The organism is Pseudomonas cistanchae (assembly GCF_054483635.1).
On record NZ_JBTLWN010000006.1, the window covers coordinates 47,320 to 73,971 of the forward strand.

The window sequence follows — 26,652 nt, forward strand, 5'->3', positions numbered from 1 at the left end:
CGGCAGGCTGAGAATGTAGCCATTCTCAAGAGATGGGCACGTCGCCACAAAGGGAAAAAATCGATGCAATACGTGATTAATACTCATGGGTGCGGCTCATGAGCAAGAATCGCCGGCTACCGCCGTTGTACGCATTACGGGCGTTCGAGGCCGCAGCCCGACACAGCTCCTTCACCCGCGCGGCCGAAGAACTGGCGATCACCCAGAGTGCGGTCAGCCGGCACGTGCGCACGCTGGAAGATCACTTTGCCTGTCGGCTATTCGAGCGCCGCGGACGTGCTCTGCAACTCACCGAGCCGGCGCGCATGCTGTTGCCCGGTTTGCGTGACGGCTTCGATGCGCTGGAGCGGGCCTGCACCACCCTGCGCGCCGACGATGCGATTCTTCGCCTGAAAGCACCCTCGACCCTGACCATGCGCTGGCTGCTGGCCCGCCTGTCGCGCTTTCGTCTGCTGCACCCGGACATAGAAGTGCAGCTGACCAGCGCCTGGATGGACGTGGACAAGGTGGACTTCCTCCACGAGCCCTTCGACTGCGCGGTGTTGTTGAGCAGCGGCGGGTTTCCGGACGACTGGGGCAGCGTCGAGCTGTTCGGTGAATGGTTGATCCCGGTGTGCGCGCCCGAAGCGGCCCATGCCGGGCCATGGGACCTGGCACGCTTGCAGGGCGCCGAGCTGGTGCATCCGACACCTGACCGCCGCGACTGGCGTCAGTGGCTGCAGGCCATGGGGCTGGCCGAACAGGTGCCGCTGAAAGGCGGGCAGGTGTTCGACACGCTGGAACTGGGCATGGTCGCCGCCGCCCGTGGTTACGGCGTGTCGATTGGCGACCTGGTATTAGTGGCCGAGGACGTCGCCCAGGGTCGCCTTGGCCTGCCCTGGCCGAGCGCGGTGCCCAGCGGCTGCAGCTATTACCTGGTCTGGCCCAAGGCCCGGCGCGGCCAGGAACGCTACCAGCGGCTGCGCGATTATCTGGTTGCCGAGGTCGCGGCGATGCAGTTACCGGCGGTTCAACGCGTGATCTGAGCGGCGCGTTTCAGGTTCGTAGGGTGCGCCGTGCGCACCAGGCCCCGGTTTTCAGCGGTGCGCACGGCGCGCACCCTACAGTAGGTCACGGCGGCAAGTGTCGGCAGCTCAGCGCGTGACCTGAGTGGCGTGTTGTCAGCTCTGCGGGTTACCGCGGTACTGCAAGGCTTCAGCCAGGTGGGCGCGGGCGATCTGGTCGACCTGCTCTAGGTCGGCCAGGGTGCGCGCTACCTTGAGTATTCGGTGGGCCGCGCGCAGCGAAAGGCCGAGGCGCTCGCAGGCGCTTTCCAGCCAGCTCTGGTCAGCGGCATGCAGGTGGCAGTGCTGGCGCAGGCCGGGCAGATCGAGAAAGGCATTGGCGATACCCTGGCGGCGGACCTGGCGCTGGCGAGCCTGGGCTACCAGAGCTGCGCTGCTGGCCGTGTCGGCGCCATCGCTGGCCGGTACATGCAGCGCAGTTACCTCGCGCGCCACCGTGACATGCAGGTCGATACGGTCGAGCAGCGGCCCGGAGAGTTTGCCGCGATAGCGCTGAATCTGCTCCGCGGTGCAGCGGCAGCGCCCGCTTGGGTCGGCGAGAAAGCCGCAGGGGCAGGGGTTCATCGCTGCCACCAACTGAAAGCGCGCGGGGAAGCGCACCTTGTCGCGCGCCCTGGCGATGACGATCTGGCCGCTTTCCAGCGGCTCGCGCAGAACCTCCAGCACCTTGCGATCGAACTCGGGCAGCTCGTCCAAAAACAAAACGCCCTGATGAGCCAGGGTGATTTCGCCAGGCTGCGGGCGACTGCCGCCGCCGACCAGGGCCGGGCCGGAAGCGCTGTGGTGCGGATTTCTGAACGGCCTTTGCGGCCAGGCCTCGAGCGGCGCATGGCTTGCCACCGAATGAATGGCCGCGACTTCAAGCGCTTCCTGTTCCTCCAGTGGCGGCAACAAACCGGGTAGACGGCTGGCCAACAGGGTTTTGCCGGTACCAGGTGGGCCAGTGAACAGCAGGTTGTGCGAGCCCGCCGCTGCGACCAGCAGGGCGCGCTTGGCGGCGACCTGGCCCTGTACTTCGGCAAGATCGGGGTAGGGCAGTGTCTGGCGCAACAGGCCTTTGGCCTGGTAGGGCGCGATCGGCGTATGGCCGTTGAGGTGCGCGGCCAGTTCGAGCAGATGGCCGATGGCGATGACGGTCAGCCCCGAGGCCAGGCTCGCTTCCTCGGCGTTGGCTTGAGGCACCACTAAGGTGCGTCCGGCGGCGCGAGCGGCCAGGGCCGCGGGCAACACGCCTTGCACTGGGCGCACTTCGCCTGATAGCGCCAGCTCGCCCAGGCATTCGAGGGGTTTCAGAGCAGCTGCGAGCACTTGGCCGCTGGCGGCGAGAATCCCCAGAGCGATCGCCAGGTCGAAGCGGCCGCCGTCCTTCGGCAAATCCGCCGGCGCGAGATTGAGAGTAATCCGCCGCGGCGGAAAATCGAAGGCGCAGTTGAGGATGGCGCTGCGCACGCGGTCCTTGCTTTCCTTGACCGCCGTTTCCGGCAGGCCGACCAGGGCCAGGGAAGGCAAGCCGTTGGCCAGATGGGCCTCGACGGTGACTGCGGGGGCTTCGACGCCGACTTGGGCGCGGCTGTGAACTATGGCCAGGGACATTCGATCACTCCTTGATCGTCTGCCGCACGCTGTTACTCGGCGGGCGGGGTCGACTCTGCGCTACGGGCTTCCATTTCGGCGACCTTGGCTTCCAGCGCCTCAAGGCGCGCGCGGGTGCGGGCAAGGACGGCCATCTGGCTGTCGAACTCTTCCCGGCTGACCAGATCGAGCTTGCTGAAACCGCTTTGCAGCAGGGCTTTGAATTGCGCTTCGAACTCGGCGCGCGGCAACGGTGTTTCACCGTTGAAAAGGCGCGAAGCGTGGGAGCTGAGGGCGTCGAACAGGGCTTTGGGCGGCAACATGATGAGTTTCCAGATAAAACGAGCCGCAGTGTAGCACGCAGCTTGCGGGGCACTTTGGGGCTCGCCTTGCACGGTTTTCGCGCGCAGTGCTAAGGGAGTGCGCGCCATTGTGGTGCGCACGGTCAGGTCGAATTTACTGAACACGGTCGATAAGTTCGCTTAAAACCCTGAAAAGGATCGCTTTTATGGGTCTTGGCAAGCTTTCTGCTTAGTCGCTCATGACGCAAGCACCAACGCGGTTCCGGTGCGTAGGCGAAACGGGAGCGTTTCGTCGAGAGCGGTTGGTGGGTATCGGTGTCGCCCGGTTAGGTCGGCCGATGCATTACAAAAGCCAGACACTGCGCTTAGACTTGGGCCGGGTTCGCAATTCCTGGGGCAAGTCCACCTTACACGGGAGAAGTTTCATGAAACTAGTCACTGCCATCATCAAACCGTTCAAGCTGGACGACGTCCGTGAGTCACTGTCGGAGATCGGCGTGCAGGGCATTACCGTGACTGAAGTGAAAGGCTTCGGTCGGCAAAAAGGCCACACCGAGCTGTATCGCGGTGCCGAATACGTGGTCGATTTCTTGCCAAAAGTGAAGATCGACGTGGCCATCGCTGATGATCAACTGGACCGCGTGATCGAGGCCATCACCAAGGCCGCCAACACCGGCAAGATCGGTGACGGCAAGATTTTCGTCGTCAATCTGGAACAGGCGATTCGAATCCGTACCGGTGAAACCGATACCGACGCAATCTAAGCCCAGCTAACCCCACGCCCCAGGAGTAACCCCCATGACTCTGCGAAAAATCGCAGGGCTAGGAGCCCTTTTGTCTCTCGTTCCTGGCTTTGCCATGGCCGACGAGGCAGTTTTGAACAGTGGCGACACGGCTTGGATGCTGGTTGCGACCGTGCTGGTGCTGTTTATGACCATTCCCGGCCTGGCGCTGTTCTACGCCGGTATGGTGCGTTCCAAGAACGTCCTGTCGGTGCTGATGCAGTGCTTCGCTATCACCGGTCTGACCAGCGTGCTGTGGGTGCTTTACGGTTACAGCCTGGCCTTTGACACCACCGGCATGGAACAGGGTGTGGTCAATCTCAACTCCTTCGTCGGTGGGTTCTCCAAGGCCTTTCTCAGCGGCCTGACCCTGGACAGCCTGGTGGCCGGCATTCCGGAAAGCGTGTTCATCACCTTCCAGATGACCTTCGCCATCATTACACCTGTCCTGATCGTCGGCGCCTTTGCCGAGCGCATGAAGTTTTCGGCCATGCTGATCTTCATGGCGGTCTGGTTCACCCTCGTTTACGCCCCTATCGCGCACATGGTGTGGAGCGGCGACGGGGCGCTGATGTGGGACTGGGGCGTGCTCGATTTCGCGGGCGGCACCGTGGTGCACATCAATGCCGGTATCGCCGGCCTGGTGGCCTGTCTGGTGCTGGGCAAGCGCAAGGGCTTTCCAACGACCGCCATGCCGCCGCACAACCTCGGCTACACCCTGATCGGCGCCAGCATGCTTTGGGTGGGCTGGTTCGGCTTCAACGCAGGTTCTGCGCTGGCCGCCAACGGCAGCGCCGGCATGGCCATGCTGGTCACCCAGATTGCCACTGCCACGGCGGCACTGAGCTGGATGTTCGCCGAGTGGATCACCCACCGCAAACCAAGCGTGCTGGGCATTGTCTCGGGCGCTGTGGCAGGCCTGGTGGCGATCACTCCGGCGTCTGGTACGGCGGGCCCGATGGGCGCGCTGGCGATTGGTCTGGCGAGTGGGGCGATCTGCTTCTTCTGCGCCACCAGCCTGAAACGCAAGCTGGGTTATGACGATTCCCTTGACGTGTTCGGCGTGCACGCCGTGGGCGGCATTGTCGGCGCCATTCTCACCGGGGCATTCGCCGCACCGGCCTTGGGTGGCTTCGGCACGGTGGAAGACATTCCGGCGCAGCTGTGGATCCAGTTCGAAGGGGTGGCCTTCACCGCGGTGTACACCGCAGTGGTGACCTTCGTGATTCTGAAAGTGATCGATCTAGTAATGGGCCTGCGCGTCAGCGAAGAGGAAGAGACCATCGGTCTCGATCTCGCCCTGCACAACGAGCGTGGCTACAACCTGTAAGCACACGGAGAGCGTCCGGCGCCAACCCGGACGCCTTAACCGAATAGCGCCAAAAAGCGCAACGGCAAGAGGTGAACCATGGACAACACAGCATTGACGGCACTGCAGTACGGTTTTGATACCTTCTATTTTTTGGTTTGCGGCGCCCTGGTCATGTGGATGGCAGCGGGTTTTGCCATGCTCGAATCGGGTCTGGTGCGAGCCAAGAACACCACCGAGATTCTCACCAAAAACATCGCCCTCTATGCGGTGGCGAGCATCATGTACCTGGTGATCGGCTACCACATCATGTACTCCAGCCCAGAGGGCGGCATCCTGCCGAGCCTGGGTTTCCTGCTCGGTGAAGAGAACAGCGTCGAATCGGTACTCGCCGGCGGCGACGATGCACCCTATTACTCGGCCCGTTCGGACTTCTTCTTCCAGGTGGTGTTCGCCGCGACCTGTATGTCGATCGTTTCCGGTGCGGTGGCCGAGCGCATGAAGCTGTGGGCGTTCCTGGCTTTCGCCGTGGTCATGACTGGTTTCATCTACCCGATCCAGGGCTTCTGGAAATGGGGTTCGGGCTTCCTTAACGAAGCGGGCTTCCTCGACTTCGCCGGTTCCGGCGTGGTGCACATGGCCGGTGCTTCTGCGGCCCTGGCGGGTGTACTGCTGCTCGGTGCGCGCAAAGGCAAATACGGTGCTAATGGGCAGGTCAACGCCATTCCGGGCGCCAACCTGCCGATGGCGGCGCTGGGTACCTTCATCCTGTGGATGGGCTGGTTCGGTTTCAACGGTGGCTCGCAGTTGAAGATGAGCACCATCGAAGACGCCAACGCCGTCGCCAACGTATTCGTCAACACCAACATGTCGGCTGCCGGTGGCCTGATCGCCGCGCTGATCGTGGCGCGCATCCTGTTCGGCAAGGCTGACCTGACCATGGCTCTCAACGGCGCCCTGGCTGGCCTGGTGGCAATCACCGCCGAGCCACTGACCCCGACCGCCCTGCAGGCAACCCTGATCGGCGGTGTCGGCGGCGTGCTGGTGGTGTTCTCGATTCTCGGCCTGGACAAGCTGAAGCTCGACGATCCGGTCGGTGCCATCTCCGTTCACGGTGTGGTCGGTATCTGGGGCCTCCTGGCGGTCTGCCTGACCAATAGCGACGCCACCATTGGCGCACAGCTGCTGGGTATCGGCGCGATCTTCGCCTGGGTCTTTGTGGCCAGCCTGATCGTCTGGTCCATCATCAAGCTGGTGATTGGCCTGCGCGTAACCGAAGAAGAAGAATACGAAGGCGTGGATATCGCCGAATGCGGCATGGAAGCCTATCCGGAGTTCACCAAGAACTGATTTACCGGAGTTTCGACGAGGGCGCCTTATGGCGCCCTTTGTTTTTTCTGGCAGCACGCTAGAATGCGCGCCGTTGAGCATGATTTCATTGTTGGATGCTCGCTCCGCCGGTGCAGGGATCCACAGGCGGTTTGGCCAGGCAAGGGCATTTGAATTTTTTCCGGCGGCGAACGAAACATTTCGCAGCTGGGCTATAACTAACCTGCTTTTCGCAAGTGATGAGGCTGAACATGAGCGACGAAGAACTGGAACACGATGAGCTGGAAGGCACGGGCGAAGACGAAGGCGAAGAGCTGGCGGCGGCCGACGACGGCGATGCCAGCGACGACGAGTCCGATGACGAGGTTGCAGTAACCGGCAAGGGTAAAACCAAGGCCAAGGCTGCGGTCGATGTCGAAGAATTGCCGAGCATCGAAGCCAAGCAGAAAGAACGCGATGCCCTGGCCCGTGCCATGGAAGAGTTTCTTTCGCGTGGTGGCAAGGTGCAGGAGGTCGAGCCGAACGTGGTATCCGATCCTCCTAAAAAGCCGGACAGCAAGTATGGCAGTCGCCCCATCTAAGCGACCGGATGCAAATAAAAAAGCCCGCAGGCTATACGCCTTCGGGCTTTTTTTTGGCCTGCCTTTTTTGTGACGGCCAGATTACGGACGCGAGGTTGCGCCATCCATCCAGCCTTGCAGCAGCGCCGGTAATTCGGCCAGGCTGCGAATTTGCCCGTCCGGTTTCTGCGCGGCATCCCAGGGCCTGTCCAGCGGATTGAACCAGATCGCCCGCAAGCCGGCGGCCTGGGCGCCGGCAATGTCGTCGCTGGGGTGGTCGCCGATATGCACGGCATGTTCTGCCGCAACGCCCGCGCGCTTCAGGGCTTCCTGGAATGGCTTCGGGTCCGGTTTGCCGATCCCCAGCTCCTCGGCGCAGAGGGTGAACTGGAAATAATCGGCGAGCCCCAGACGCCGCACGTCGGCGTTGCCATTGGTGATGACGCCTAGCTGGAACTGGTTGGCGAGCGCCTCGAGGGTAGGGTGCACTTCGGCAAACAGTTCGACCTGATGACGCGCCGCAAGAAACACCTGAAAGCCCCCCTCGGCGAGGGATTCGGCTTCACTGCGGGCATAACCGACATCGCCAAGCGCCTGCAGCAGAATGCGCCGTCGCAGCTCGCTGAGGCGGTGCTTGAGGCTAGGTTCAGCTTGCAGCAGAGCGGCGCGGATCGTCCACAGGTGCTCGACCGGGACGGCGCCCAGGCGCGGCGCGTGCATGGCCAGCCAGTTGCGCAGCGCCGCCTCGGCGTCCTGCATCACCGGAGTGACGTCCCACAGCGTGTCGTCGAGGTCGAAGGTGATCAGCTTGATGCTCATGGGTAATCGCTCATTCGCTACTGCCTTTGCGTTTCGCCCGCGGGTGGGCGCTGTCGTACACCGTCGCCAGGTGCTGAAAATCCAGGTGGGTATAGATCTGCGTGGTGGCGATATCGGCATGGCCGAGCAACTCCTGTACCGCGCGCAGATCCTGGGACGATTCGAGCATATGGCTGGCGAAGGAGTGACGTAGCATGTGCGGATGCAGGTTCTGGCCGAGCTCGCGCACGCCAGCCTGGCGTACCCGCAGCTGCACCGCACGCGGGCCGATGCGGCGGCCCTGCTGGCTGATGAATACCGCACCATCGGCAGGGTTTGCCAGGGCACGTAGCGGCAACCACTGCTCCAGCGCCAGGCGTGCCATGCGCCCGACCGGCAGGTCGCGAGTCTTGTTGCCCTTGCCGCGCACGCGCACCAGGCCGGCCGCCAGGTCGAGGCCGTCGAGGTCCATGCCAACCAGTTCGGACAGACGCAGCCCTGATGAATAGAAGAGCTCGAGCATGGCTTGATCGCGCCGGGCGATGAAATCGTCCTCCAGGGCGCCGTCGAGCAATTGCGCGGTGCGGTCGGCATCCAGGGTTTTCGGCAGTCGCCGCTCACCTTTCGGCGGCGCCAGGCCGCTGGCGGGGTCGTGTTGGCACAGGCCTTCACGGATCAGGTAGCGATAAAAACCGCGTGTCGCCGACAGCAGGCGCGCCAGGCTGCGGCTGGACTGGCCTTCGAGGTTGAGGCGGGCAATCAGGCGGCGCAGGCGTTGGGTATCGAGTGCAGGCCACTGCGTCACCTGTTCGCGCTCGCAATAGGCCAGCAGCTTGGCCAGGTCACGGCGGTAGCCATCCAGCGTGTGTGCAGACACCTGGCGCTCGCTGCGCAAGTGTTCGAGGTAGGCGTCCAGTTGGTCTTGCATGGAAGCTCCCGGCGCTAGGCTCGGTAACGCGTAGGATGGAAAACCGCGAGGTGTTTCCATCGGGTCGCTGGTGGATGAAAAAGCCGTCATCCACACTACCAGGCTGTTGAATAACTACCTGCGTTGCCGATCCGTCGTTAAAACAGGTTCGGATGCCCGCCTAGGTTTTTCAACGGCCTGCTGCACCTGCCACTGGCGTACGGCTATCTGACCGAACGCAGTGGCGTGGCGAAACGCGGCAGCACGCGGGCCAGCACTTCGGCGATATAGCCAAGGAACAGCGTACCCAGGGAGCTTTTGTAGTGCTGCGGGTCGGCGCTGCCGATGGCCAGTACACCGTGCAAGCCCTGATAGGACAGAGCGACCACGGCAGCCGAGCCAACCTGCTGACCTTCGCTCTCGCCAAACAGGAAGCTCAGCTCATGCTCGCGCAACACGCCACAGATGGTCTTGCCGCCCGCGAGCAGGCCGCCGATGGCCTGGTGAGCCTCGGCACTGCTGACCGAGCGGCCAACCGGCATGGGTGCTTCGCTGAACAGGATAAGACTGACGAAGGGCACCTGGAATTCGCGGCGCAGGCTGTCTTCAACACAGCTGACCACTTCTTCCAGGCTGCTGGCATCGAGCAGGTCGAGGACCAGGCGGCGGGTCTTGTCGAACAGGCGGTCATTGTCGCGGGCGACGTCCATCAGCTGCGACAGGCGGTGGCGCATCTCGATATTGCGCTCGCGCAGCAATTTTACCTGGCGCTCCACCAGCGACACCGTATCGCCGCGCTGGTGCGGGATACGCAGCTCGGGGATCAATTCGTCGTGATCGATGAAGAATTCCGGGTGCAGGCGCAGGTAGGCGGCAACCGTGGCCGAGTCGAGTGGCTTGGGCGAATCCTGCTGGTCAGTCATAGGCGAACCTGTCCTTCGTACACACGCGTCGCGGGCCCGGTCATCATAACGGGCTGATCGGCACCTGCCCACTCGATGGTCAGCTTGCCCCCAGGCAGCTCCAGCTGGACTGGCGAATCCATCCAGCCCTGGCTGATGGCCGCCACCGCCGCTGCACAGGCGCCGGTGCCGCAGGCCTGGGTTTCTCCGGCGCCGCGCTCCCACACGCGCAACTTGGCGCGCTGGCGGTCGAGGATCTGCAGGAAGCCGACATTGACCCGCTGGGGGAAGCGCGGATGGTGCTCAAGCTTCGGTCCCAGTGTCTGCACGGGGGCTCGGTCGACATCATCGACGCGCAGCACCGCGTGTGGGTTGCCCATGGAAACAGCGGCCAGCTCGACCGTTTGTCCGTCGACCTCGACGGCATAGCTCAGCGCCTGCTGCTCGGCCTGGAACGGGATCTGCGCTGGGGCGAGACGGGGCGCGCCCATGTTGACCCGCACCTGGCCATCGGAGCGCACGTCTAGTTCGATGATGCCGCCCTTGGTTTCCACGCGGATCTGCTTCTTCACCGTCAGGCGCTTGTCCAGCACGAAGCGGGCGAAGCAGCGTGCGCCGTTGCCGCACTGTTCCACTTCCGAGCCGTCGGCATTGAAGATGCGGTAGCGGAAATCCACATCCGGGTTGCTCGGCGGCTCGACCAGCAGCAGTTGGTCGAAGCCGACGCCGGTGTGGCGATCGCCCCACTGCTTGGCGTTTTTCGGCTGGATGTGCGCGTGCTGGCTGACCAGGTCGAGGACCATGAAGTCGTTGCCGAGGCCGTGCATTTTGGTAAAGCGCAATAGCATCGGGGTGCCCTTATGCTGGCAGACGGCTTTCGCCCGCAAAGAGTTCGCTGAGCGTTTCGCGGCTGCGCACCTCGAAGGCCTGTTCGCCATCCACCATCACCTCGGCGGCGCGGCCGCGGGTGTTGTAGTTGGAACTCATGACGAAGCCGTAGGCGCCGGCCGAGCGAATCGCCAGCAGGTCGCCTTCGGCCAGGGCCAGTGGGCGATCCTTGGCGAGAAAATCGCCGGTCTCGCAGATCGGCCCGACGATGTCGTAGTGGCGCGGTGCGCTGTCACGCGGCTGCACGGCTACCACGTCCATCCACGCCTGATAGAGCGCCGGGCGGATCAGGTCGTTCATTGCCGCGTCGACGATGGCAAAATCCTTGTGCTCGGTGTGCTTGAGGTATTCGACCTGAGTCAGCAGCACGCCGGCATTGGCAACGATGGAGCGGCCCGGCTCGAACACCAGGGCCAGGTCGCGCCCGGCAATGCGCTCGCGCACGGCCTGAATATAGTCGCCCGCTAAGGGCGGTTGTTCGTCGCGGTACTGCACGCCGAGGCCGCCGCCCAGGTCCAGGTGCTTGATGCGGATGCCGCGTTCGGCGAGGTCGTCGATCAAGGCCAGCAAGCGGTCAAGGGCATCGAGAAACGGCGGCAGCGTGGTCAGTTGCGAACCGATGTGGCAATCGACCCCGACCACTTCAAGGTTTGCCAGCTCGGCAGCGCGGGCATAGACCGCCGGCGCGTCGGCGATGGCGATGCCGAACTTGTTTTCTTTCAGCCCGGTGGAGATATACGGGTGGGTACCTGCGTCGACATCCGGGTTGACCCGCAGCGATATCGCCGCAGTCTTGCCCAGCTCGGCGGCGACCATCTGCAGGCGTTCCAGTTCGTCGGTGGATTCGACGTTGAAACAGTGCACGCCCACTTCCAGCGCGCGGCGCATGTCGTCACGGGTCTTGCCGACACCGGAGAAGACGATCTTGCCCGGCTCGCCACCGGCGGCCAATACGCGCTCCAGTTCACCCCGGGAAACGATGTCGAAACCGGCACCCAAGCGCGCCAGCACGTTCAGTACGCCGATGTTGGAGTTGGCTTTGACCGCAAAACAGACCAGATGCGGCATGCCCTGCAGGGCATCGGCGTAGGCGCGGTACTGCGCTTCGATGTGGGCGCGCGAGTAGACGTAGGTCGGCGTGCCGAAGCGCTGGGCGATGGCGGACAAGGCCACGCCTTCCGCGAACAGCGCGCCGTCGCGGTAGTTGAAGGCGTTCATGAGCTGTCCTTATTCGGCTTGCGCAGGCGCGGGCTTGCTTTCTTCCGGAAGGTACAGCGGGCCTTTCTGGCCGCATCCGGCGAGTAGGGTGCTGACGGCGACAAGCGCGATAAGGGCAGTAAACAGCCGCTTCATGGTGGAATCCTTGTAAAAAAGCATGATTGCGCCGGAGTATACCGACCCCCCGACGGCTTGCCTATGCGCCAGGATTCCCGTCCGGCGGGGCTTTGCCTGTATCTTTCAGCCATCAACGGTCAGTTCGACGGAGCCCGGATGGATAATCCCGCGCCACTTGCCAGCTCGGTCTCGGTTGCCTATCTGCAGGGTCTGCTGGACTACCTGGCGCGCCATGGCGTCGACACCGATGCGTTGCTGCGCCGGGTGCCGCTCAGCCCGCAATTGCTTGCCCAGCGGGATCAGCGCATCGCCGCCAGCCTGTACCTCGACCTGCTCGGCCAGGGCGTGCGTCTGTGCGACGACGACAACCTCGGCCTGCACCTCGGCGAGTCCGTACGGCCGGGGTACTACGGCGTTCTCGGTTACCTGATCATGAGCTGCGCGACCCTCGCCGACGCGCTGCACCGGCAGGCACGTTATGCCGCTCTGGTTGGCAATCTCGGCCAGGTCGACCTGGCTGACGAGCCGGCCAGGCCCGGCATGGAGGCGCAGGTGGCGCACAGCTGGCAACCACTGTTGCCGCAACAGCAGCGTCAACTCAGCGAAGAAACCCTGGCCGGCTGGGTGACGTTCGGCCAGTGGATCAGCGGGCAGAATATCGCGCCGACCGAGGTGCGCTTTCAGCATGCGGCCCCGGTCGATGTTCGCGAGCATCAACGGATCTTTCGCTGCCCGGTGCTGTTCGGTCAGGCGGATAACGCCCTGGTATTTCCCAAACGGCTGCTGGCGCTGCCGCTCGGTCAGGCCGATGCACAGGTGCGGCGAATGCTCGACGGTTACGCCGACCGGCTGCTTGGCGAAATCAAGCAGGGTCACAGCGTGCTTGATCGCGCGCGTGTGGAGCTGGCGCGGCAACTGCCGGAGACCGGCGCCGACCTGCAGCAGATTGCCGCGAGGCTGGCCCTCAGCCCGCGTACCCTGCAGCGGCGGTTGCGCGAGGCCGGCCTGTCCTTCAACCAGCTGGTGGACGAGACCCGCCAGCAATTGGTGCTGCACTACCTGCGCGATCCCGCACTGGAACTGGCCGAGATTGCCTTTCTGGTCGGCTTCGGCGAACCGGGCTCACTGGCGCGCGCGTTTCGCCGCTGGACGGGGCAGAGTCCTGGCGAATACCGCCGACGCCTGGCCGGGCAGGTCACCGCGCCCGACGATTCAGCTTGACCTGATGGCCTGTCCGGCGGCGCGCCGGTGGAATGCTCATGTACACTTCGGCTCTTTCGCCGCGCCGGATGATTGGCCGTTTGCTCTGCGCGGCGCCTCCACCACCGGTTGTGGCTGTCGCTGAGAATCTTGAGGAACCCGTAATGAGTTTGACCGAAGCCCGCTTTCACGACCTGGTTGATGCTACCCAGCAGGCGGTAGAAGATATTTTCGATGACAGCGACCTCGACCTCGATCTGGAAAACTCCGCCGGCGTGCTCACCGTGCGTTTCGAGAACGGTTCGCAACTGATCTTCAGCCGTCAGGAGCCGATCCGTCAGCTGTGGCTGGCGGCCCGTTCCGGTGGCTTCCACTTCGATTACGACCAGGCCAGCGAGCGCTGGATCTGCGACAGCAGTGACGAACAACTGGGCGAAATGCTGGCGCGCATCACCTTGGAACAAGCGGGCGCTGACCTTGATTTCGAAGAGCTCTGACAAGGTCAGCGCGACTTCGGACGAAGTCAGCTCGCCGTGCCGACGTCAATGCTGCCTGGACGACCATGAGGTGTGCCTCGGCTGCGGTCGCTCGCTGCAGGAAATCCTCGAGTGGGGCAAGGCTGACAGTCAACGCCGTCGCGGGATTTGCCAGGCGGCCCAGGATCGCCTGCAGCAGCGCGTCTGACCAGACGGTCTTGTTTATTTGATCGGCTGTGATACGGTCGGGCCAACAACTGAAAAAACCCCGCCTCATTGGTGGGGTTTTGTTTTTTTTGACCCTATATTCCAAGGAGCGCTGCTTTCACCATGACCAGTACCCCACCGATCACCATCACCCGACTCGACCTGCAGCGCCTGGAGCGGTTGCTCGACAGCCTGAGCGATTTCAGCCCTGGTGCCGTCGCGTTGCAGGCCGAGCTGGACCGCGCCGAAGTCGTCGGTCATGACCAGGTGCCGGCCGGCGTGGTGACCATGAATTCGCGGGTGCATTGCCGCGAAGAAAGCAGCGGCAAGGATTACCACCTGACCCTGGTCTACCCGCAGGATGCGGGCGCGGAAGGTTGTGTATCCATTCTCGCGCCAGTCGGCAGCGCGCTGCTCGGGCTCAGCGTCGGTCAGCATATCGACTGGGCCGCGCCAGGCGGCAAGGTGCTGCAGTTGACGCTGCTGGCGGTGGAATACCAGCCTGAAGCCGCTGGCGAATACAGCCGCTGAGCCGAGATGCGTCGGCAGCGTTCCGCTCGAGAGGTTCTGGTCTAGATCTGGTCTAGAGTAGAGGCAGTTCGTTTCGGCAAGGAGGCCCGTATGCCCAGCTTACCCCTGTACTTCCCCCAAGGTTTTTCCCTGTCGCAGGCGCTGCTCTGTGCCCAGCTGGTCAGCGCCGCCTACGCTCAGTACGGGCAGTGGCTGGCCCAGCATCGGCCGCGGCGCCCGCAGGATTTCCAGTGGCAGGCGCCAACCATGCCCGGCTGGCGTTTTTCTGCTCCGGTGTGGAGCATCCTCAGCGAACTGCATTTTCTCAACGAGTCGGAGCCGTTCGGGTTCGCCGCGCGTGACCCCCAAGGCGAGGTCTACCTGGTGTTTCGCGGCACCGACACGGTGCAGGACTGGCTGGACGATCTTGACGTCGATCAGCGCGACTATCCCTGGCAGGCAGGGTTGGGCAAGGTCCATGACGGCTTCCTCAAGCTGTACACCTCGCTGCGCGATCTGGCGTTGCATGAGGTCGATGGCCTGCAGCCGAGTGGGCCGCTGTGGGTCTGCGGTCACAGCCTGGGCTGCACCTTGTCGAGTCTGGCGGTGCTGGATATACGCGAGCGCTGGCCGGACCTGCCGTTGCAGCATTACAACTTCGCCAGCCCGCGTCTGGCCGCGCCGGATTTCGCAGGGCATTACAACGGCCTGCAGGTGCCGACCTACCGGGTGGTCAATGACAGCGACGTAGTACCCGAGGTGCCGCCCGCAGTCACGGATGTCTGGCTGTATCAGCACCTGGGCCTGCCAGTGACCTTCACCGCCAGTTACAACGGGATCGGCGCCAATCACAGCCTGGCCGATTGCTACCTGTATGCGCTGGAGAACCCCCAGACGCCGATGCGCGGCTGAGACGCCGCTCTCCGCGCAGCCGCGCAGACGCGCTCCTGCCGGCCGCGGCCCGTGTTGTTTCTTCGCCTCAATCCTGATAAACGTCCGGCAGCCGCCGTCGACAGGATGGGCAGAACAATAGGGGATTCAAATGCCTGAGCAGAGCGACGACCGCCGCGCAGCTGCCATTGCGGAGCAACTGCGTCTGCATCGCCTGATCGCCCTGAGCTGGCTTCTCGATGGCGTGCTGCTGGCTGCACTGGCGGTCCTTGACGGCATCGGCGCGTTCCTCCCGTTGGTGTATCTGACGATCGGACTTGGCAGCGTTGCCGCCGGCTATTGGCTGACGACCAGCGGCTATTCGGGCCGCTTTGCCGACCCGACGATGTCCTTTCCGTTGATGCTGGTGGCCGTCGCCAATCAGTGCCTCGGCTTGTGGCTCGCGCCTACGGTGGGCGTGTTCTTTCTGATCAATATCTTTCAGGTATTCGCCTACGGCCTGATTTCCCTGAATCTGCGCCATTTTCGGTATTTGGTCGGCGTAGCTGCCGCTCTCTCGGCGGTACCGATCATGGGCGCCGGAAACCTGATCGCGTTTCCGCTCGAAGCCTGGCCTGGGCGGCTGCTGCTGTTTCTCGTGCTGGTGCTGTGCCTCGCGCGCTTCGTCGGTGTCGGCGTGTTCGTCGGCAAGCTGCGCAGGCGGATCGAGCATAAAAGAGCCGAGCTGGAGGACAGCGAAGCGCGCTTCCGCAGCCTGACCGAGCTCTCATCGGACTGGTACTGGGAGCAGGATGTCGATTACCGGTTCATTCGCCTGGCCACTGGCAACCGCAACCGTGGCTTGAACGATGGCGTGCTGCTCAATCGCGCGCCCTGGGAGGTGGGTTTCATCGTTGAAATGGAAGGCGGTTGGGACGCCTACCGCAGCTTGCTCGCGCGCCATCAGCCCTTCCACGATCTGGTCATGAAGCTGCAGCTGGACGGTCGGCCCGAGTACGTTGCCAGCTTCAGCGGCGGCCCGGTGTTCGACCGCTGCGGCAGTTATATCGGCTATCGCGGCGTCACCCGGGAAATCACCGAACGGCGCCTGGCCGAGGAGCGCATTCAGTACCTGGCGACCCACGACGGCCTGACCGGTTTGCCCAACCGCATGCTGTTCAACGAAATGATGGGAACCGCCATTCAGGCATCGCGCCGCTACGCGCGGCCGTTTGCCGTGTTGTTTATCGATCTGGACGGCTTCAAGGGGATCAACGACAGCCTCGGCCATGACGCTGGCGATGCGCTGTTGCAGGAGCTTGCCGCGCGCTTTCGCCACTGCATGCGTGCCAGCGATCTGGTCGCCCGGCTCGGTGGTGACGAGTTCGTGGTGATTGCCAATCAGCTGGAAAACGATCAGCAAGCGGGCGTTGTCGCGCAAAAGCTGGTGGACGCCGCCAGCGCGCCGGTAGTCCTGTGCGAGGCGCAGTACAGGGTTTCTGCCAGCATCGGCATTGCGCTTTTCCCGCGCGACGCGCAGGACGAGCAGGGCTTGCTGAAAATCGCCGACAGCGCCATGTACCAGGCCAAGCAGACCGGCAAGAATCGCTGGCGATTTCATACGGCTACCGACGGCAACGCGCAGTAGCGCCAGAGCAGACTGGCCCTAGGCTTTCTGCAACGCGGTGTTCAGGGCCTCTTCCAGGCGTGCCTTGTGGCGCAGGTAGTGAATGGTCTGCGCCTGACCCTCGGCAAGCACTGCCGACAGATCCAGGTCGGTGATGTAGCACGGATAGCGCTCGCCTTCGCGGCGCTGGGCGAGGATGTGTTCCGCCACGGCGGCGTACAGGTCGCCACCATATTCCAGCTCGGAAAACTCCCGGTGGTTGCAGTAGAGCGTGACATGTACCTGCTTGCCGCCGGCCGGCTCGACGATCGCCTGCACGTCGTAAAACGGGTAGTTCACCGACGACTGCGGCGGCGACCGACGCTCCAGGCGCTGCGCCCGCGATGGCGGTTGCGGCAGCACTTCGTAATAAAGCACCTCGAGCGCCAGCGGCTGCGCGCTATCGAGCGGCAACAGGGCATTGCGCCGGTATAACAGCGACTGGATGAAGCGCTGCAACGGCGTCAGCAAACTGTGTTCGTCATGGAACGGCAACTGCTGGCGCCACAGCGCATTGTGCTCGTCCAGAATGGTCAGCTCGGCAGTGCCAGTGGCCTCGTTCAGTCGATAGAACACTTGAATGCAGCCGGGCCGGCCAAGGGGCAGGATCAGCGCCAGGTCGTCGCCGTCGAGCGCGTTGCGGTCCAGGTGCAGCATGCTGAACTGCGGCTGGTCCGTGCCCAGGTGTTCGAGCAGCGCTGGCAGATTGTGCAGGGCCGTGTGGCTGACCTGGCCGGGCGTCAATTCGAGCACGTGGTAGTGATGTTTGATCTGTAGCAGATAGCGGTTGCGCTGGGCGTTGCCGAAGTTGCTCAGGGTGTCGCGAAACAGCTCTTCCACGCGCTCGGCTATCGCCGTGGCGCGGTTGCGGCAGAAGCAGCGCACCCGCAGGTTGGGTTTGCGGCCGGCCAGCGGCAGACTGTTGAGAAAGTCGCGCAGGCAGTCGAGCAGCGCGTAAGGGCCGTCGTAGCGGCTGATCAGCAACTCGTTCCAACTGTTCAGGCTGACCTGGTCGACGGTCAGGATCAGGTTCTCCCGCACCCCCGAGTAGCCCAGCGCATCGATACGGTCGGTGGTCATGTGCACGTTCATCTGGCTGTGTTGCTTGAGCGGGTCGATGCCCACGTTGACCAGCAGCAGCACTTCGCTTGGCGTGCTCGGGTGCAGCAGCGCGGCTTCGGCAACCGGCGGCAAAGGCAGCGGTATGGCCTGCTGCAGACTGCCAAGCAGATTGGACAGCTCGAACTCGCTGAGGTCGCTGCCGCCCGGGTGCAGCGACAGACGAGTGCTGCTGTCGATCACGCCGTTGCGGTGGCACCAGGCAAGTAGCTCGATCAGCTCGCGGGCGCGCTTGAGCGGTGCAAAATCCTGCCACTCCTGGGCGTTCAGGCTGCCGTTGAACAGCGCCCACTGGGTTTCATGCGGCGCTTCGGGGCTTGGGCACTGCACCAGGGTCAGGGTGTCTTCGGCGATGTCCGGGGCAATGCCGGGGTTGATGAATTCGATCTTGCCGGCCTTGCGCTCGAATGCGGCATACAGGCGCCGGCCCAGCACGCCCAGGTCGCGACTGTTAAGCGAGCTGCCGGCCTGCTCGGTGCGGGCGAACTGCGACAGGAAGCGATAGCTGTAGGTCAGCTCGTTGACCAGTGCGCGGCGTTCTGCGCTGACCTGACGCACCTTCCACTGGCTGCGGCTGTCGAGCATCGCCAGTTGCCGTTGGTCCCAGCGCCAGTCGGCGGTCAGCCGTTCCAGCAGCAGGCGTTGCCAGCTTTTGCTGCGGTTGCGCGGCGGACGGCTGAGCTTCTTGCCGATCTTCAGATACAGGCAGCGGCGGATCAGTTCCAGGCGCTCGGTCTCGCCGCGGGCGATCAGGTACTCCTCGAGACGCCGGTACACGACGATGTAGGGGTCGAGTTCGTCCAGATCGACGCAGCCCTCGAACACCGTCTGCTTGAAGCGCAGCGACAGGCATTCGACGTTCGGGTGTTCGCTGGCGTAGACCTCGGTGAGCAACAGCTTGAGCACCGATTTGTAGGGCGACTCGATGCCCTTGAACAGCTGCCACATGCCGGCGCCGATGAATTCGCTTGGCGGGATTTGCGCCAGATGACCGAGGTCGAGCACATCGTCGGCGCGGATAAAGCGCTTGTTCAGCAAGGTTTCGGTGTAGTGCTGGTAGCGCTGCTCCTCGTACACCGGTACCAGCCACCACAGCGGAGTACGCCCGGCCAGCCAGATCGCCGTGCGATAGAACTCGTCGAGCAGCAGATAATGCTGGGTGGTGCCACAGTCATCGGAGGTCAGCTGCGCTTCACGATCGCCAACGGTGAAACGGCTGGGGTCGATCAGAAAGAAGTGCGCCTCGGCGCCCAGCGTCGCGGCCCATAACTCCAGCAAGTCGCATTTTTTGCGCAGCTCGGCGAGGGCCTGGGCGCCGAGATCGGGCGCGTGACATACCCAGACATCCATGTCGCTTTGCTCATCCTGGGCCAGGGTGCCGAGGCTGCCCATCAGGAACAGGCCGTGGATCGGCAGCACCGGCTTGCCGTGGCGGGCCTTGTAGACGAAGGAGCGGGTCAGACGCTGGGCTTCGGCGAGTAGATCGTCATCCGGCTCGAAGCCGCTCAGACCCGCGGGCGCCAGACCGGACACGTAGCCCGGCAGCAGCGGGTGATTGACATGAAACAGCAGCGGCAGCAGACGCAGCACCAGTTGCTGACGTGTCGACAGCGCCTGCATGGCGCGTTGCAGGCGACCTTGATTAATCGTCAGGAAACGCGCCCGCAGTTGGGTCAGCACCTTGCGGTCGATGCCCTCATCGATATTGGGACGAATTTCCTGGGTACGGCTCATGCTGGGGCTCGGCGCGGCAAACAACGGTCAGGCGGAGGGGGCTGTGTCAGGACGTTCAGGGCAGCGCTGCAATGCCGCCTGGCTGATAGCCTTGTATCGCCCGCGTCGGCCGTCACTTGAGTGGCGACGCAGGCGATTTTGCCGGTCAGGCTGTTTCGCTGACCGTGAGGATCGTCAGCAGACTCTGGGCATGCTCGGCGGCGTCGATGCCGAGGCTGGTCAGGTAGCCGCCATCGGCCTGGGTGATCACACCTTTTTCATGCAGGCGCTTGGCTGCCGCGATGGCCTCGGGCGCGGCAACCTGGTGAACCTTGAGACCTTCCTTGGTATTGGCCAGGTTGTAGAGGGAAAGAAGTTCCAGTTCAGCAACCAACTCAGGGGTAAATGACATAGGTGCTCCGGGTTCTTGGCGAAGGATGGGCGCTGGGCGCCCGATTGGCGTAGCCGGTGTGATCGATCGGATCAGGGCTGTTTGCAGTGTAGCGAGCCATCGGCGCTTGTGCTGCTTTCAACGACCAAGGTCGGGGCTGGGTTCATTCTGCCTCGTCGGGTAGCGACGGTAATGCGCGCAACAGAGCCTCGTAGCGGGCGTTATCGAATGGCCGCTGGTCATCCAGCATGGCCTGGATTTCATCGGCCAGGACCATCGCCATCAGCTGCAGGATCTCGTCGCGCTCGTAACCGACCAAGGTCAGTTTGTTCAGGGTGGCCTGGGCCGCCGCAGGTTCGCCGCTGGCGAGCTGGTTTTCGATGGCCTCGATCAGTACGCCTTCGGCAAAGGTTTCGTCGGTGTCTTCATCCTGCTCGTGCATGGTCGGTCCTGGGTTGCGGGTTGCGGGTTGCGGGTTACGGCGTTGCCGGTTGGCCGACCCTAGCACAGCCGCCGCTCAGATTAACCTGGCGAGGCGGCCGCAGGGTTCAGCGTTTGAGGGGGGTAGAAGCGCTCGGTTAGCGCCTTGCCGTGACGGCGGTTGAGCAGCCTGCGCAGGCTGCCGTCGGCGATCATGGCGCCGATGTGCTGGTGCAGCCAGTCGATGGTCGGCTGCTCCAGCGTCATGCGCGACAGGTACAGGCCGACGGCGAAACCGTCGGACTCCGGAACCTCAATGATCCGCACCTGATTGTTCATCGCCAGATCATCCAGTTCCTTCTGATACAGGCCCGCAGTCATCAGCGTCGCCTGGATGCGTCCGGCCTGCAGTTTGAGGAAGATGTTGCGCGGTTCGGTGGACAGCTCGATGCGTGGGCTGGACGCCAGCGCCTGCAGGCGACGGTCGAAATAGGCACCATTGGCGTGGCCGCGAACCAGACCGATTTTCAGCGTCGGGTCGGCGAGCAACTGCTCGATGTTGTGTATGCGCGGGCTGAGGTTGCGGTGCACGATCAGGTCGTTGCGGTTGCGAAAATACTCGATGAAGTAGCCGTGCTTGTCGCGTTCGGCAGTGCGGATGGTTGGCGAGATGATGTCCAGCTGGCGCAGCTCCGCGTCGTGCCAGGCGCGTACCCGCGGCAGTGGCGACAGCTCGAAGGTGCAGCCGCTGCGCTGGCTGAGTTCGGCATAGAAGTCAAACGCCGAACCTGCCGGCGTGCCATCGGCCTGCACGTAGTAGCTGTAGCCGATCGACGATATGCCGACGCGCAACGGTTGCGGGCAGGGCGCTGCTGCCAGCAGCGAGGTGCTGGCCAGCAGGCAGAGCAGCAGGAAAATCGAGCGCATGGGCACGTTCAGCAAGAGGCGGGAGGGCGGCCGCAGACGAATGAACAGCCGTCCCGTCGCAACGTGCTTAACGACCAGCCAGCAATGCCTGGCCGCGCTTTACCGCGGCGCGCACCTGATTCGGCGCGGTGCCGCCGATGTGGTCGCGGGCGTTGACCGAGCCTTCCAGGGTCAGTACGGCGAAGACGTCCTGTTCGATCTGCTCGCTGAACTGGCGCAGTTCTTCCAGGCTCATCTCGGCCAGGTCCTTGCCGGACTCGACGCCGTATTTCACCGCATGGCCGACGATCTCGTGGCAGTCACGGAACGGCAGGCCCTTGCGCACCAGGTAGTCGGCCAGATCGGTGGCGGTGGAGAAACCGCGCAGCGCCGCTTCGCGCATGATCGTATGTTTGGGTTTGATTGCCGGGATCATGTCGGCAAAGGCGCGCAGCGAGTCGCGCAGGGTGTCGGCGGCGTCGAACAGCGGCTCCTTGTCTTCCTGGTTGTCCTTGTTGTAGGCCAGTGGCTGGCCTTTCATCAGGGTCAGCAGGCCCATCAGCGCGCCGAACACGCGACCGCTCTTGCCGCGCACCAGCTCGGGCACGTCGGGGTTTTTCTTCTGCGGCATGATCGATGAACCGGTGCAGAAGCGATCCGGCAGGTCAATGAACTGGAACTGCGCGGAGGTCCACAGCACCAGCTCTTCGGAGAAGCGCGACAGGTGCATCATGGCAATCGAGGCGGCGGCGCAGAATTCGATGGCGAAGTCGCGATCCGACACGCCATCCAGCGAGTTGCCGCCAACGGCGTCGAAACCCAGCAACTGAGCAGTGACTTCGCGCTGAATCGGGTAGGTGGTGCCGGCCAGCGCCGCCGAGCCCAGGGGCATGCGATTGGTGCGCTTGCGGCAATCCACCAGGCGTTCGTAGTCGCGGCTGAGCATTTCGAACCAGGCCAGCAGGTGATGGCCGAAGGTGACTGGCTGAGCGGTTTGCAGGTGGGTGAAGCCGGGCATGATGGTCTCGGCTTCCCGCTCGGCCTGCTCCAGCAAACCCTGCTGCAGACGGGTGATCTCGGCCAGGATCAGGTCGATCTCGTCACGCAGCCACAGGCGGATATCGGTGGCCACTTGGTCGTTGCGGCTACGGCCGGTGTGCAGCTTCTTGCCGGTGACGCCGATGCGGTCGGTGAGACGCGCTTCGATGTTCATGTGCACGTCTTCCAGATCGACGCGCCAGTCGAACTGGCCGGCTTCGATCTCACGTTGAATCTGCGTCAGACCGTCGATGATCGCATCGCGCTCGGCGTCGCTCAGTACGCCGACCTTGGCCAGCATGGTGGCGTGGGCGATCGAGCCCATGATGTCGTGGCGATACAGGCGCTTGTCGAACTCGACGGAGGCGGTGAAACGGGCCACGAAGGCGTCGACCGGCTCGCTGAAGCGGCCACCCCAGGATTGGTTGGTTTTCTCGGTGCTCATGATTTCGCTCGGCTGATGCGCTAAAACAGGCGGGTCGAAAGCAGGCTTGAGCGGCTCTATGGCTGTTCAGCGCCCGGGACGACCGGCAAGGCGGAAAAAGTCGGCCGATAATAGCAGGCTGACGGGCAAAATCGCCCGCTCGGTTCGCCAGCCGCCAGCCTGGCTGTATCTGGGCAATGTTGCGCCCATCACAGTTTGCTCGTCCTGGCGGCATTTCGGCGCTTTATTTTGCCCGGCTGGAGCGGTCTGCCTTGCCGCTGGCACGGGCCACGGGGAAACTGCAGCGATGAATATAAAAAGTCTGATCGCAGCACCTGCCATCACCCCAGGCGACGATTTCTTCGTTCCCGAACTGTGCCAACCCGAAGCGTTGCTGAGCATGGTGTTGCTGGCCGAGTTGCTGGTGCTAGTGCTGGTGCTGTCCGAACCCATGCTGCCAGGGTTCGACTGGGTGCGCCTGGCCCTGACGTCGCTCTTCGTGCAGTGGATCGTGTTGCTGTCGGCCGCTCTGCTCTGCCGCCTGCGGCCGTTCATGGCGCGGATGCGCGCGGCCTCGGCGGGCACCCTGTGCTGTCTGATCGTGGTCGGCCTGACCATGGCCTGCACCCTGGTGGCGGACTATTACGAACTCGGTGGAACCCTGCCGCGTCTGGGCGAGGTCAACCTGTACCTGCGGCACGCGCTGATCAGCTTGATCATGTCGGCGTTGCTGCTGCGTTATTTCTACCTGCAAAGCCAATGGCGTCGTCAGGAGCAGGCTGAGTTGCGTGCGCGCATCGAATCGCTGCAGGCGCGCATTCGCCCGCATTTTCTGTTCAACAGCCTGAACAGCATCGCCAGTCTGGTGGTGATCGACCCCTACAAGGCCGAGCAGGCGGTGCTCGATCTTTCCGATCTGTTTCGCGCCAGCCTGGCGAAGCCCGGCAGCCTGGTGTCGTGGAGCGATGAGTTGGAACTGGCGAAACGTTATTTATCGATCGAACACTATCGCCTTGGTGAGCGTCTACAGTTGCAGTGGGAGGTTGACGGTGTCCCGGAGGATTTGCCGATTCCTCAGCTAACGCTGCAACCGCTGCTGGAGAATGCCCTGATCTATGGCATCCAACCGCGCATCGAGGGTGGCCTGGTGCGTATAGACGCAACCTATGTCGATGGAGTGTTTCAGTTGTGTGTGAGCAACCCCTATACCGATCATGCTGAGCCGCAGCCCTCGCGCGGCACCCATCAGGCCCTGGCAAATATTGATGCCCGTTTAACGGCACTTTTCGGGCCGCGCGCCAGTCTCAGCGTAGAGCGCCGTGACGGCCGCCACTTCACCTGTCTACGCTATCCTTGTGCGAGACTCACGCAGGAAGCCAGAACAATATGAATGTCCTCATCGTCGATGACGAACCCTTGGCCCGTGAGCGCCTAAGCCGAATGGTTGGCGACCTCGATGGCTACCGTGTGCTCGAACCCGCTGCGAGCAACGGCGAAGAAGCGCTTGTACTGATCGATAGCCTCAAACCCGATGTCGTCCTGCTCGATATCCGCATGCCGGGTATGGATGGTCTGCAGGTTGCCGCCAAACTCTGCGAGCGCGATGCGCCCCCGGCCGTGATTTTCTGCACCGCCCACGATGAATTTGCCCTGGAAGCGTTTCAGGTCAGCGCCGTGGGTTATCTGGTCAAACCGGTTCGCTCCGAAAGCCTCAGCGAGGCGCTGAAAAAAGCCGAACGCCCCAATCGTGTACAGCTCGCCGCCCTGACCCGGCCGGCTGCGGATAGCGGCGCAGGTCCGCGCAGCCACATCAGTGCGCGTACCCGTAAGGGCATCGAACTGATCCCGCTGGATCAGGTGATCTATTTCATTGCCGACCATAAGTACGTGACCCTGCGCCACGCCGGCGGTGAGGTATTGCTGGATGAGCCGCTGAAGGCGTTGGAAGACGAATTTGGTGATCGCTTCGTGCGCATCCACCGTAATGCGCTGGTTTCCCGCGAGCGCATCGAGCGCCTGCAGCGCACGCCGTTGGGCCACTTCCAGCTGTTTCTCAAGGGCTTCAATGGCGATGCATTGATCGTCAGCCGCCGGCACGTCGCGGGCGTGCGCAAGTTGATGCATCACCTGTAACAGCTGGCGACACGCGAAGATTGCGACGGGGCAGGGTGACTTTCCAGGTCTTGCAGCTTGAGGCCCGCGGCGGGTGACCCTGTTATGATCCCCGGCAGTCCGTTTTCTGGAAGTGTCCATGTCCCGCGAAATTCGCATCGCCACCCGCAAAAGTGCCCTGGCCCTGTGGCAGGCCGAACATGTCAAAGCCCGTCTTGAGCAATCCCATCCAGGGTTGAAAGTCAGCCTGGTGCCAATGGTTAGCCGAGGCGACAAGCTGCTCGATGCGCCATTGGCGAAAATCGGTGGCAAGGGTCTGTTCGTCAAGGAGCTGGAAACCGCGCTGCTGGAAAATCAGGCCGACATCGCCGTGCACTCCATGAAGGATGTGCCGATGGACTTCCCCGAAGGCCTGGGCCTGTACTGCATCTGCGAGCGGGAGGACCCGCGCGATGCCTTCGTTTCCAACCGCTTTGCCAGCTTCGCCGACCTGCCTGCGGGCAGTATCGTCGGCACCTCCAGCCTGCGCCGTCAGGCTCAGTTACTGGCCCGTCGGCCGGACCTGAAAATCCAATTCCTGCGCGGCAACGTCAATACGCGCCTGGCCAAGCTGGATGCCGGCGAGTACGACGCGATCATTCTGGCCGCGGCCGGTCTGATCCGCCTGGGCTTCGAGAGTCGTATCCGCGCGTCCATCAGCGTCGACGACAGCCTGCCCGCCGGCGGCCAGGGTGCGGTGGGGATCGAATGCCGCAGCGCCGACAGCGAAATTCATGCGTTGCTGGCGCCGCTGCATCACCGCGAAACGGCGCTGCGGGTTACTGCCGAGCGCGCCTTGAACAAACACCTGAATGGCGGCTGCCAGGTGCCGATCGCCTGCTACGCGGTACTCGAAGGCGAGCAGCTGTGGCTACGCGGCCTGGTGGGTCAGCCGGACGGAACACTGCTGCTCAGCGCAGAGCGCCGTGGCCCTGCCGAGGAGGCCGAGCAGCTCGGCGTCGACGTCGCCGAGGCCCTGTTGGCCCAGGGCGCGGCGGCGATTTTGCAGGCGGTGTACGGCGAGGCCGGCAGCGAGTGAACCCGTGGCGCCTGTTGCTGACGCGTCCGGAGCAAGAGTGCCAGGTGCTGGCGACGACCCTGGCGGAACAGGGCATCGCGAGCAGCAGCCTGCCGTTGCTAATGATCGAGCCGCTGGCGGAAACCGCCGAGCAGCGTGCGACCATCCTTGAGCTGGATCGCTACTGCGCTGTCATAGCGGTCAGCAAGCCGGCCGCTCGCTTGGGTATCGAGTTGCTTGATCGCTACTGGCCGCAACCATTGGCGGAGCAACCCTGGTTCAGTGTCGGTGCCGCCACCGCCGAGCTGCTCCGCGACTATGGTTTAAGCGTTTATTTCCCGGCCGATGGCGATGACAGCGAGGCGCTGCTGGCGTTACCCGAGCTGCGCGACGCATTGCAGGCGGCGCTCGTTCCCAGGGTGTTAATCCTGCGTGGCGACGGCGGGCGCGAGTTGCTGGCCGAGCGTTTGCGCGAGCAGGGTGTGCAGGTCGACTACCTGGCGCTTTACCGCCGCGCACTGCCGGAGTACCCGGCGGGCGAGCTGACGCGGCGGATACAGGCGGAACGCTTGAATGGCCTGGTGGTCAGCAGTGGGCAAGGATTCAACCATATGCTGCAACTGGCGGGTAATGATTGGCCGACGTTGGCGCGGCTACCCTTGTTCGTACCGAGCCCGCGGGTCGCCCAACTGGCCCTGGCGGCGGGTGCCAAGCATGTTGTGGACTGTCGTGGTGCGAGTGCCGCGGCGTTGCTGGCGGCTTTGCAGACGCAGGCCGCTTTCGAACTCTGATGTA

General features: G+C 63.4%; 28 protein-coding genes. 15 read left to right on the forward strand and 13 right to left on the reverse strand.

Going from position 1 to position 26,652, the window contains the following annotated elements:
* Positions 1-98: 98 nt before the first annotated feature.
* Positions 99-1,025: a LysR substrate-binding domain-containing protein gene (locus ACX0MV_RS16535; RefSeq protein ID WP_458983615.1), complete on the forward strand. Its 927-nt coding sequence runs from the start codon at positions 99-101 to the stop codon at positions 1,023-1,025.
* Between the two features lie 135 nt (positions 1,026-1,160).
* On the opposite strand, the gene ACX0MV_RS16540 is transcribed toward ACX0MV_RS16535, so the two are convergent.
* On the reverse strand, positions 1,161-2,657 hold the full coding sequence (locus ACX0MV_RS16540; RefSeq protein WP_458983616.1) for a YifB family Mg chelatase-like AAA ATPase: 1,497 nt from the start codon (positions 2,655-2,657) through the stop codon (positions 1,161-1,163).
* 32 nt (positions 2,658-2,689) lie between these two features.
* On the reverse strand, positions 2,690-2,959 hold the full coding sequence (locus ACX0MV_RS16545; protein WP_458983617.1) for an accessory factor UbiK family protein: 270 nt from the start codon (positions 2,957-2,959) through the stop codon (positions 2,690-2,692).
* Between the two features lie 404 nt (positions 2,960-3,363).
* Between ACX0MV_RS16545 and glnK the strand changes: the two genes are divergently transcribed.
* The 4 genes from glnK to sutA all read left to right on the forward strand — a co-directional run bounded on the left by glnK (position 3,364) and on the right by sutA (position 6,939).
* Positions 3,364-3,702 (forward strand): P-II family nitrogen regulator, encoded by a 339-nt coding sequence (gene glnK / locus ACX0MV_RS16550; protein WP_003096476.1) that lies wholly within the window; start codon positions 3,364-3,366, stop codon positions 3,700-3,702.
* A 34-nt stretch (positions 3,703-3,736) separates the two neighbouring features.
* Entirely contained in the window at positions 3,737-5,050 is a 1,314-nt protein-coding gene (locus ACX0MV_RS16555) for an ammonium transporter (protein ID WP_458983618.1), read from the forward strand.
* Between the two features lie 78 nt (positions 5,051-5,128).
* Complete coding sequence (locus ACX0MV_RS16560; RefSeq protein WP_458983619.1) at positions 5,129-6,379, forward strand: ammonium transporter; 1,251 nt, start codon at positions 5,129-5,131, stop codon at positions 6,377-6,379.
* A gap of 230 nt (positions 6,380-6,609) precedes the next feature.
* Positions 6,610-6,939, forward strand: coding sequence for a transcriptional regulator SutA (gene sutA, locus ACX0MV_RS16565; protein ID WP_458983620.1), 330 nt, complete (start codon positions 6,610-6,612; stop codon positions 6,937-6,939).
* Between the two features lie 81 nt (positions 6,940-7,020).
* Here the strand turns inward: sutA and ACX0MV_RS16570 are convergent, their stop codons facing one another.
* The 6 genes from ACX0MV_RS16570 to lptM form a co-directional block, all read right to left on the reverse strand.
* The gene (locus ACX0MV_RS16570; protein WP_458983621.1) at positions 7,021-7,737 is read right to left on the reverse strand and encodes an HAD family hydrolase; all 717 of its coding nucleotides are present in this window, start codon (positions 7,735-7,737) and stop codon (positions 7,021-7,023) included.
* Between the two features lie 10 nt (positions 7,738-7,747).
* Positions 7,748-8,644 carry a tyrosine recombinase XerC gene (gene xerC / locus ACX0MV_RS16575; protein WP_458983622.1) on the reverse strand — a complete coding sequence of 299 codons (897 nt, stop codon included), beginning with the start codon at positions 8,642-8,644 and terminating at the stop codon, positions 7,748-7,750.
* 203 nt (positions 8,645-8,847) lie between these two features.
* Positions 8,848-9,546 carry a DUF484 family protein gene (locus tag ACX0MV_RS16580; protein WP_458983623.1) on the reverse strand — a complete coding sequence of 233 codons (699 nt, stop codon included), beginning with the start codon at positions 9,544-9,546 and terminating at the stop codon, positions 8,848-8,850.
* Positions 9,543-10,373 (reverse strand): diaminopimelate epimerase, encoded by an 831-nt coding sequence (dapF, locus tag ACX0MV_RS16585; protein WP_458983624.1) that lies wholly within the window; start codon positions 10,371-10,373, stop codon positions 9,543-9,545. Before dapF ends, ACX0MV_RS16580 begins: the two co-directional genes overlap by 4 nt.
* A gap of 10 nt (positions 10,374-10,383) precedes the next feature.
* Positions 10,384-11,631, reverse strand: coding sequence for a diaminopimelate decarboxylase (gene lysA, locus ACX0MV_RS16590; RefSeq protein WP_458983625.1), 1,248 nt, complete (start codon positions 11,629-11,631; stop codon positions 10,384-10,386).
* A 9-nt stretch (positions 11,632-11,640) separates the two neighbouring features.
* Entirely contained in the window at positions 11,641-11,766 is a 126-nt protein-coding gene (gene lptM, locus ACX0MV_RS16595) for an LPS translocon maturation chaperone LptM (protein ID WP_458983626.1), read from the reverse strand.
* Between the two features lie 138 nt (positions 11,767-11,904).
* On the opposite strand from lptM, the gene ACX0MV_RS16600 reads away from it, so the two are divergent.
* The 6 genes from ACX0MV_RS16600 to ACX0MV_RS16625 all read left to right on the forward strand — a co-directional run bounded on the left by ACX0MV_RS16600 (position 11,905) and on the right by ACX0MV_RS16625 (position 16,659).
* Complete coding sequence (locus tag ACX0MV_RS16600; RefSeq protein ID WP_458983627.1) at positions 11,905-12,969, forward strand: AraC family transcriptional regulator; 1,065 nt, start codon at positions 11,905-11,907, stop codon at positions 12,967-12,969.
* Positions 12,970-13,112: 143 nt separating this feature from the next.
* Positions 13,113-13,445 carry an iron donor protein CyaY gene (gene cyaY, locus ACX0MV_RS16605; protein WP_458983628.1) on the forward strand — a complete coding sequence of 111 codons (333 nt, stop codon included), beginning with the start codon at positions 13,113-13,115 and terminating at the stop codon, positions 13,443-13,445.
* Positions 13,429-13,632 carry a DUF1289 domain-containing protein gene (locus tag ACX0MV_RS16610; protein ID WP_458983896.1) on the forward strand — a complete coding sequence of 68 codons (204 nt, stop codon included), beginning with the start codon at positions 13,429-13,431 and terminating at the stop codon, positions 13,630-13,632. Before cyaY ends, ACX0MV_RS16610 begins: the two co-directional genes overlap by 17 nt.
* Before the next feature lie 122 nt (positions 13,633-13,754).
* A complete protein-coding gene (gene rnk, locus ACX0MV_RS16615) occupies positions 13,755-14,162 on the forward strand; it encodes a nucleoside diphosphate kinase regulator (protein ID WP_458983629.1) in 408 nt (135 codons plus the stop codon).
* Positions 14,163-14,252: 90 nt separating this feature from the next.
* Positions 14,253-15,053: a lipase family protein gene (locus ACX0MV_RS16620; RefSeq protein WP_458983630.1), complete on the forward strand. Its 801-nt coding sequence runs from the start codon at positions 14,253-14,255 to the stop codon at positions 15,051-15,053.
* A gap of 130 nt (positions 15,054-15,183) precedes the next feature.
* Entirely contained in the window at positions 15,184-16,659 is a 1,476-nt protein-coding gene (locus tag ACX0MV_RS16625; protein ID WP_458983631.1) for a diguanylate cyclase domain-containing protein, read from the forward strand.
* 18 nt (positions 16,660-16,677) lie between these two features.
* On the opposite strand, the gene ACX0MV_RS16630 is transcribed toward ACX0MV_RS16625, so the two are convergent.
* The 5 genes from ACX0MV_RS16630 to argH all read right to left on the reverse strand — a co-directional run bounded on the left by ACX0MV_RS16630 (position 16,678) and on the right by argH (position 22,709).
* Positions 16,678-19,530: a class I adenylate cyclase gene (locus ACX0MV_RS16630; protein ID WP_458983632.1), complete on the reverse strand. Its 2,853-nt coding sequence runs from the start codon at positions 19,528-19,530 to the stop codon at positions 16,678-16,680.
* A gap of 145 nt (positions 19,531-19,675) precedes the next feature.
* Positions 19,676-19,921, reverse strand: coding sequence for a TIGR02647 family protein (locus ACX0MV_RS16635; protein ID WP_458983633.1), 246 nt, complete (start codon positions 19,919-19,921; stop codon positions 19,676-19,678).
* 142 nt (positions 19,922-20,063) lie between these two features.
* On the reverse strand, positions 20,064-20,342 hold the full coding sequence (locus tag ACX0MV_RS16640; RefSeq protein ID WP_458983634.1) for a hypothetical protein: 279 nt from the start codon (positions 20,340-20,342) through the stop codon (positions 20,064-20,066).
* An 80-nt stretch (positions 20,343-20,422) separates the two neighbouring features.
* Positions 20,423-21,247, reverse strand: a complete 825-nt coding sequence (locus ACX0MV_RS16645; protein WP_458983635.1) for a substrate-binding periplasmic protein — start codon at positions 21,245-21,247, stop codon at positions 20,423-20,425.
* Between the two features lie 67 nt (positions 21,248-21,314).
* Complete coding sequence (gene argH / locus ACX0MV_RS16650) at positions 21,315-22,709, reverse strand: argininosuccinate lyase (protein WP_458983636.1); 1,395 nt, start codon at positions 22,707-22,709, stop codon at positions 21,315-21,317.
* A gap of 286 nt (positions 22,710-22,995) precedes the next feature.
* On the opposite strand from argH, the gene ACX0MV_RS16655 reads away from it, so the two are divergent.
* The 4 genes from ACX0MV_RS16655 (at position 22,996) to ACX0MV_RS16670 (ending at position 26,648) form a co-directional block, all read left to right on the forward strand.
* Positions 22,996-24,078, forward strand: coding sequence for a sensor histidine kinase (locus ACX0MV_RS16655; RefSeq protein WP_458983637.1), 1,083 nt, complete (start codon positions 22,996-22,998; stop codon positions 24,076-24,078).
* On the forward strand, positions 24,075-24,821 hold the full coding sequence (locus ACX0MV_RS16660) for a LytR/AlgR family response regulator transcription factor (protein ID WP_458983638.1): 747 nt from the start codon (positions 24,075-24,077) through the stop codon (positions 24,819-24,821). The genes ACX0MV_RS16655 and ACX0MV_RS16660 overlap by 4 nt, the downstream gene beginning before the upstream one ends.
* A gap of 118 nt (positions 24,822-24,939) precedes the next feature.
* Entirely contained in the window at positions 24,940-25,878 is a 939-nt protein-coding gene (hemC, locus tag ACX0MV_RS16665) for a hydroxymethylbilane synthase (RefSeq protein ID WP_458983639.1), read from the forward strand.
* The gene (locus tag ACX0MV_RS16670; RefSeq protein WP_458983640.1) at positions 25,875-26,648 is read left to right on the forward strand and encodes a uroporphyrinogen-III synthase; all 774 of its coding nucleotides are present in this window, start codon (positions 25,875-25,877) and stop codon (positions 26,646-26,648) included. The genes hemC and ACX0MV_RS16670 overlap by 4 nt, the downstream gene beginning before the upstream one ends.
* The last annotated feature ends 4 nt before the right edge of the window (positions 26,649-26,652 follow it).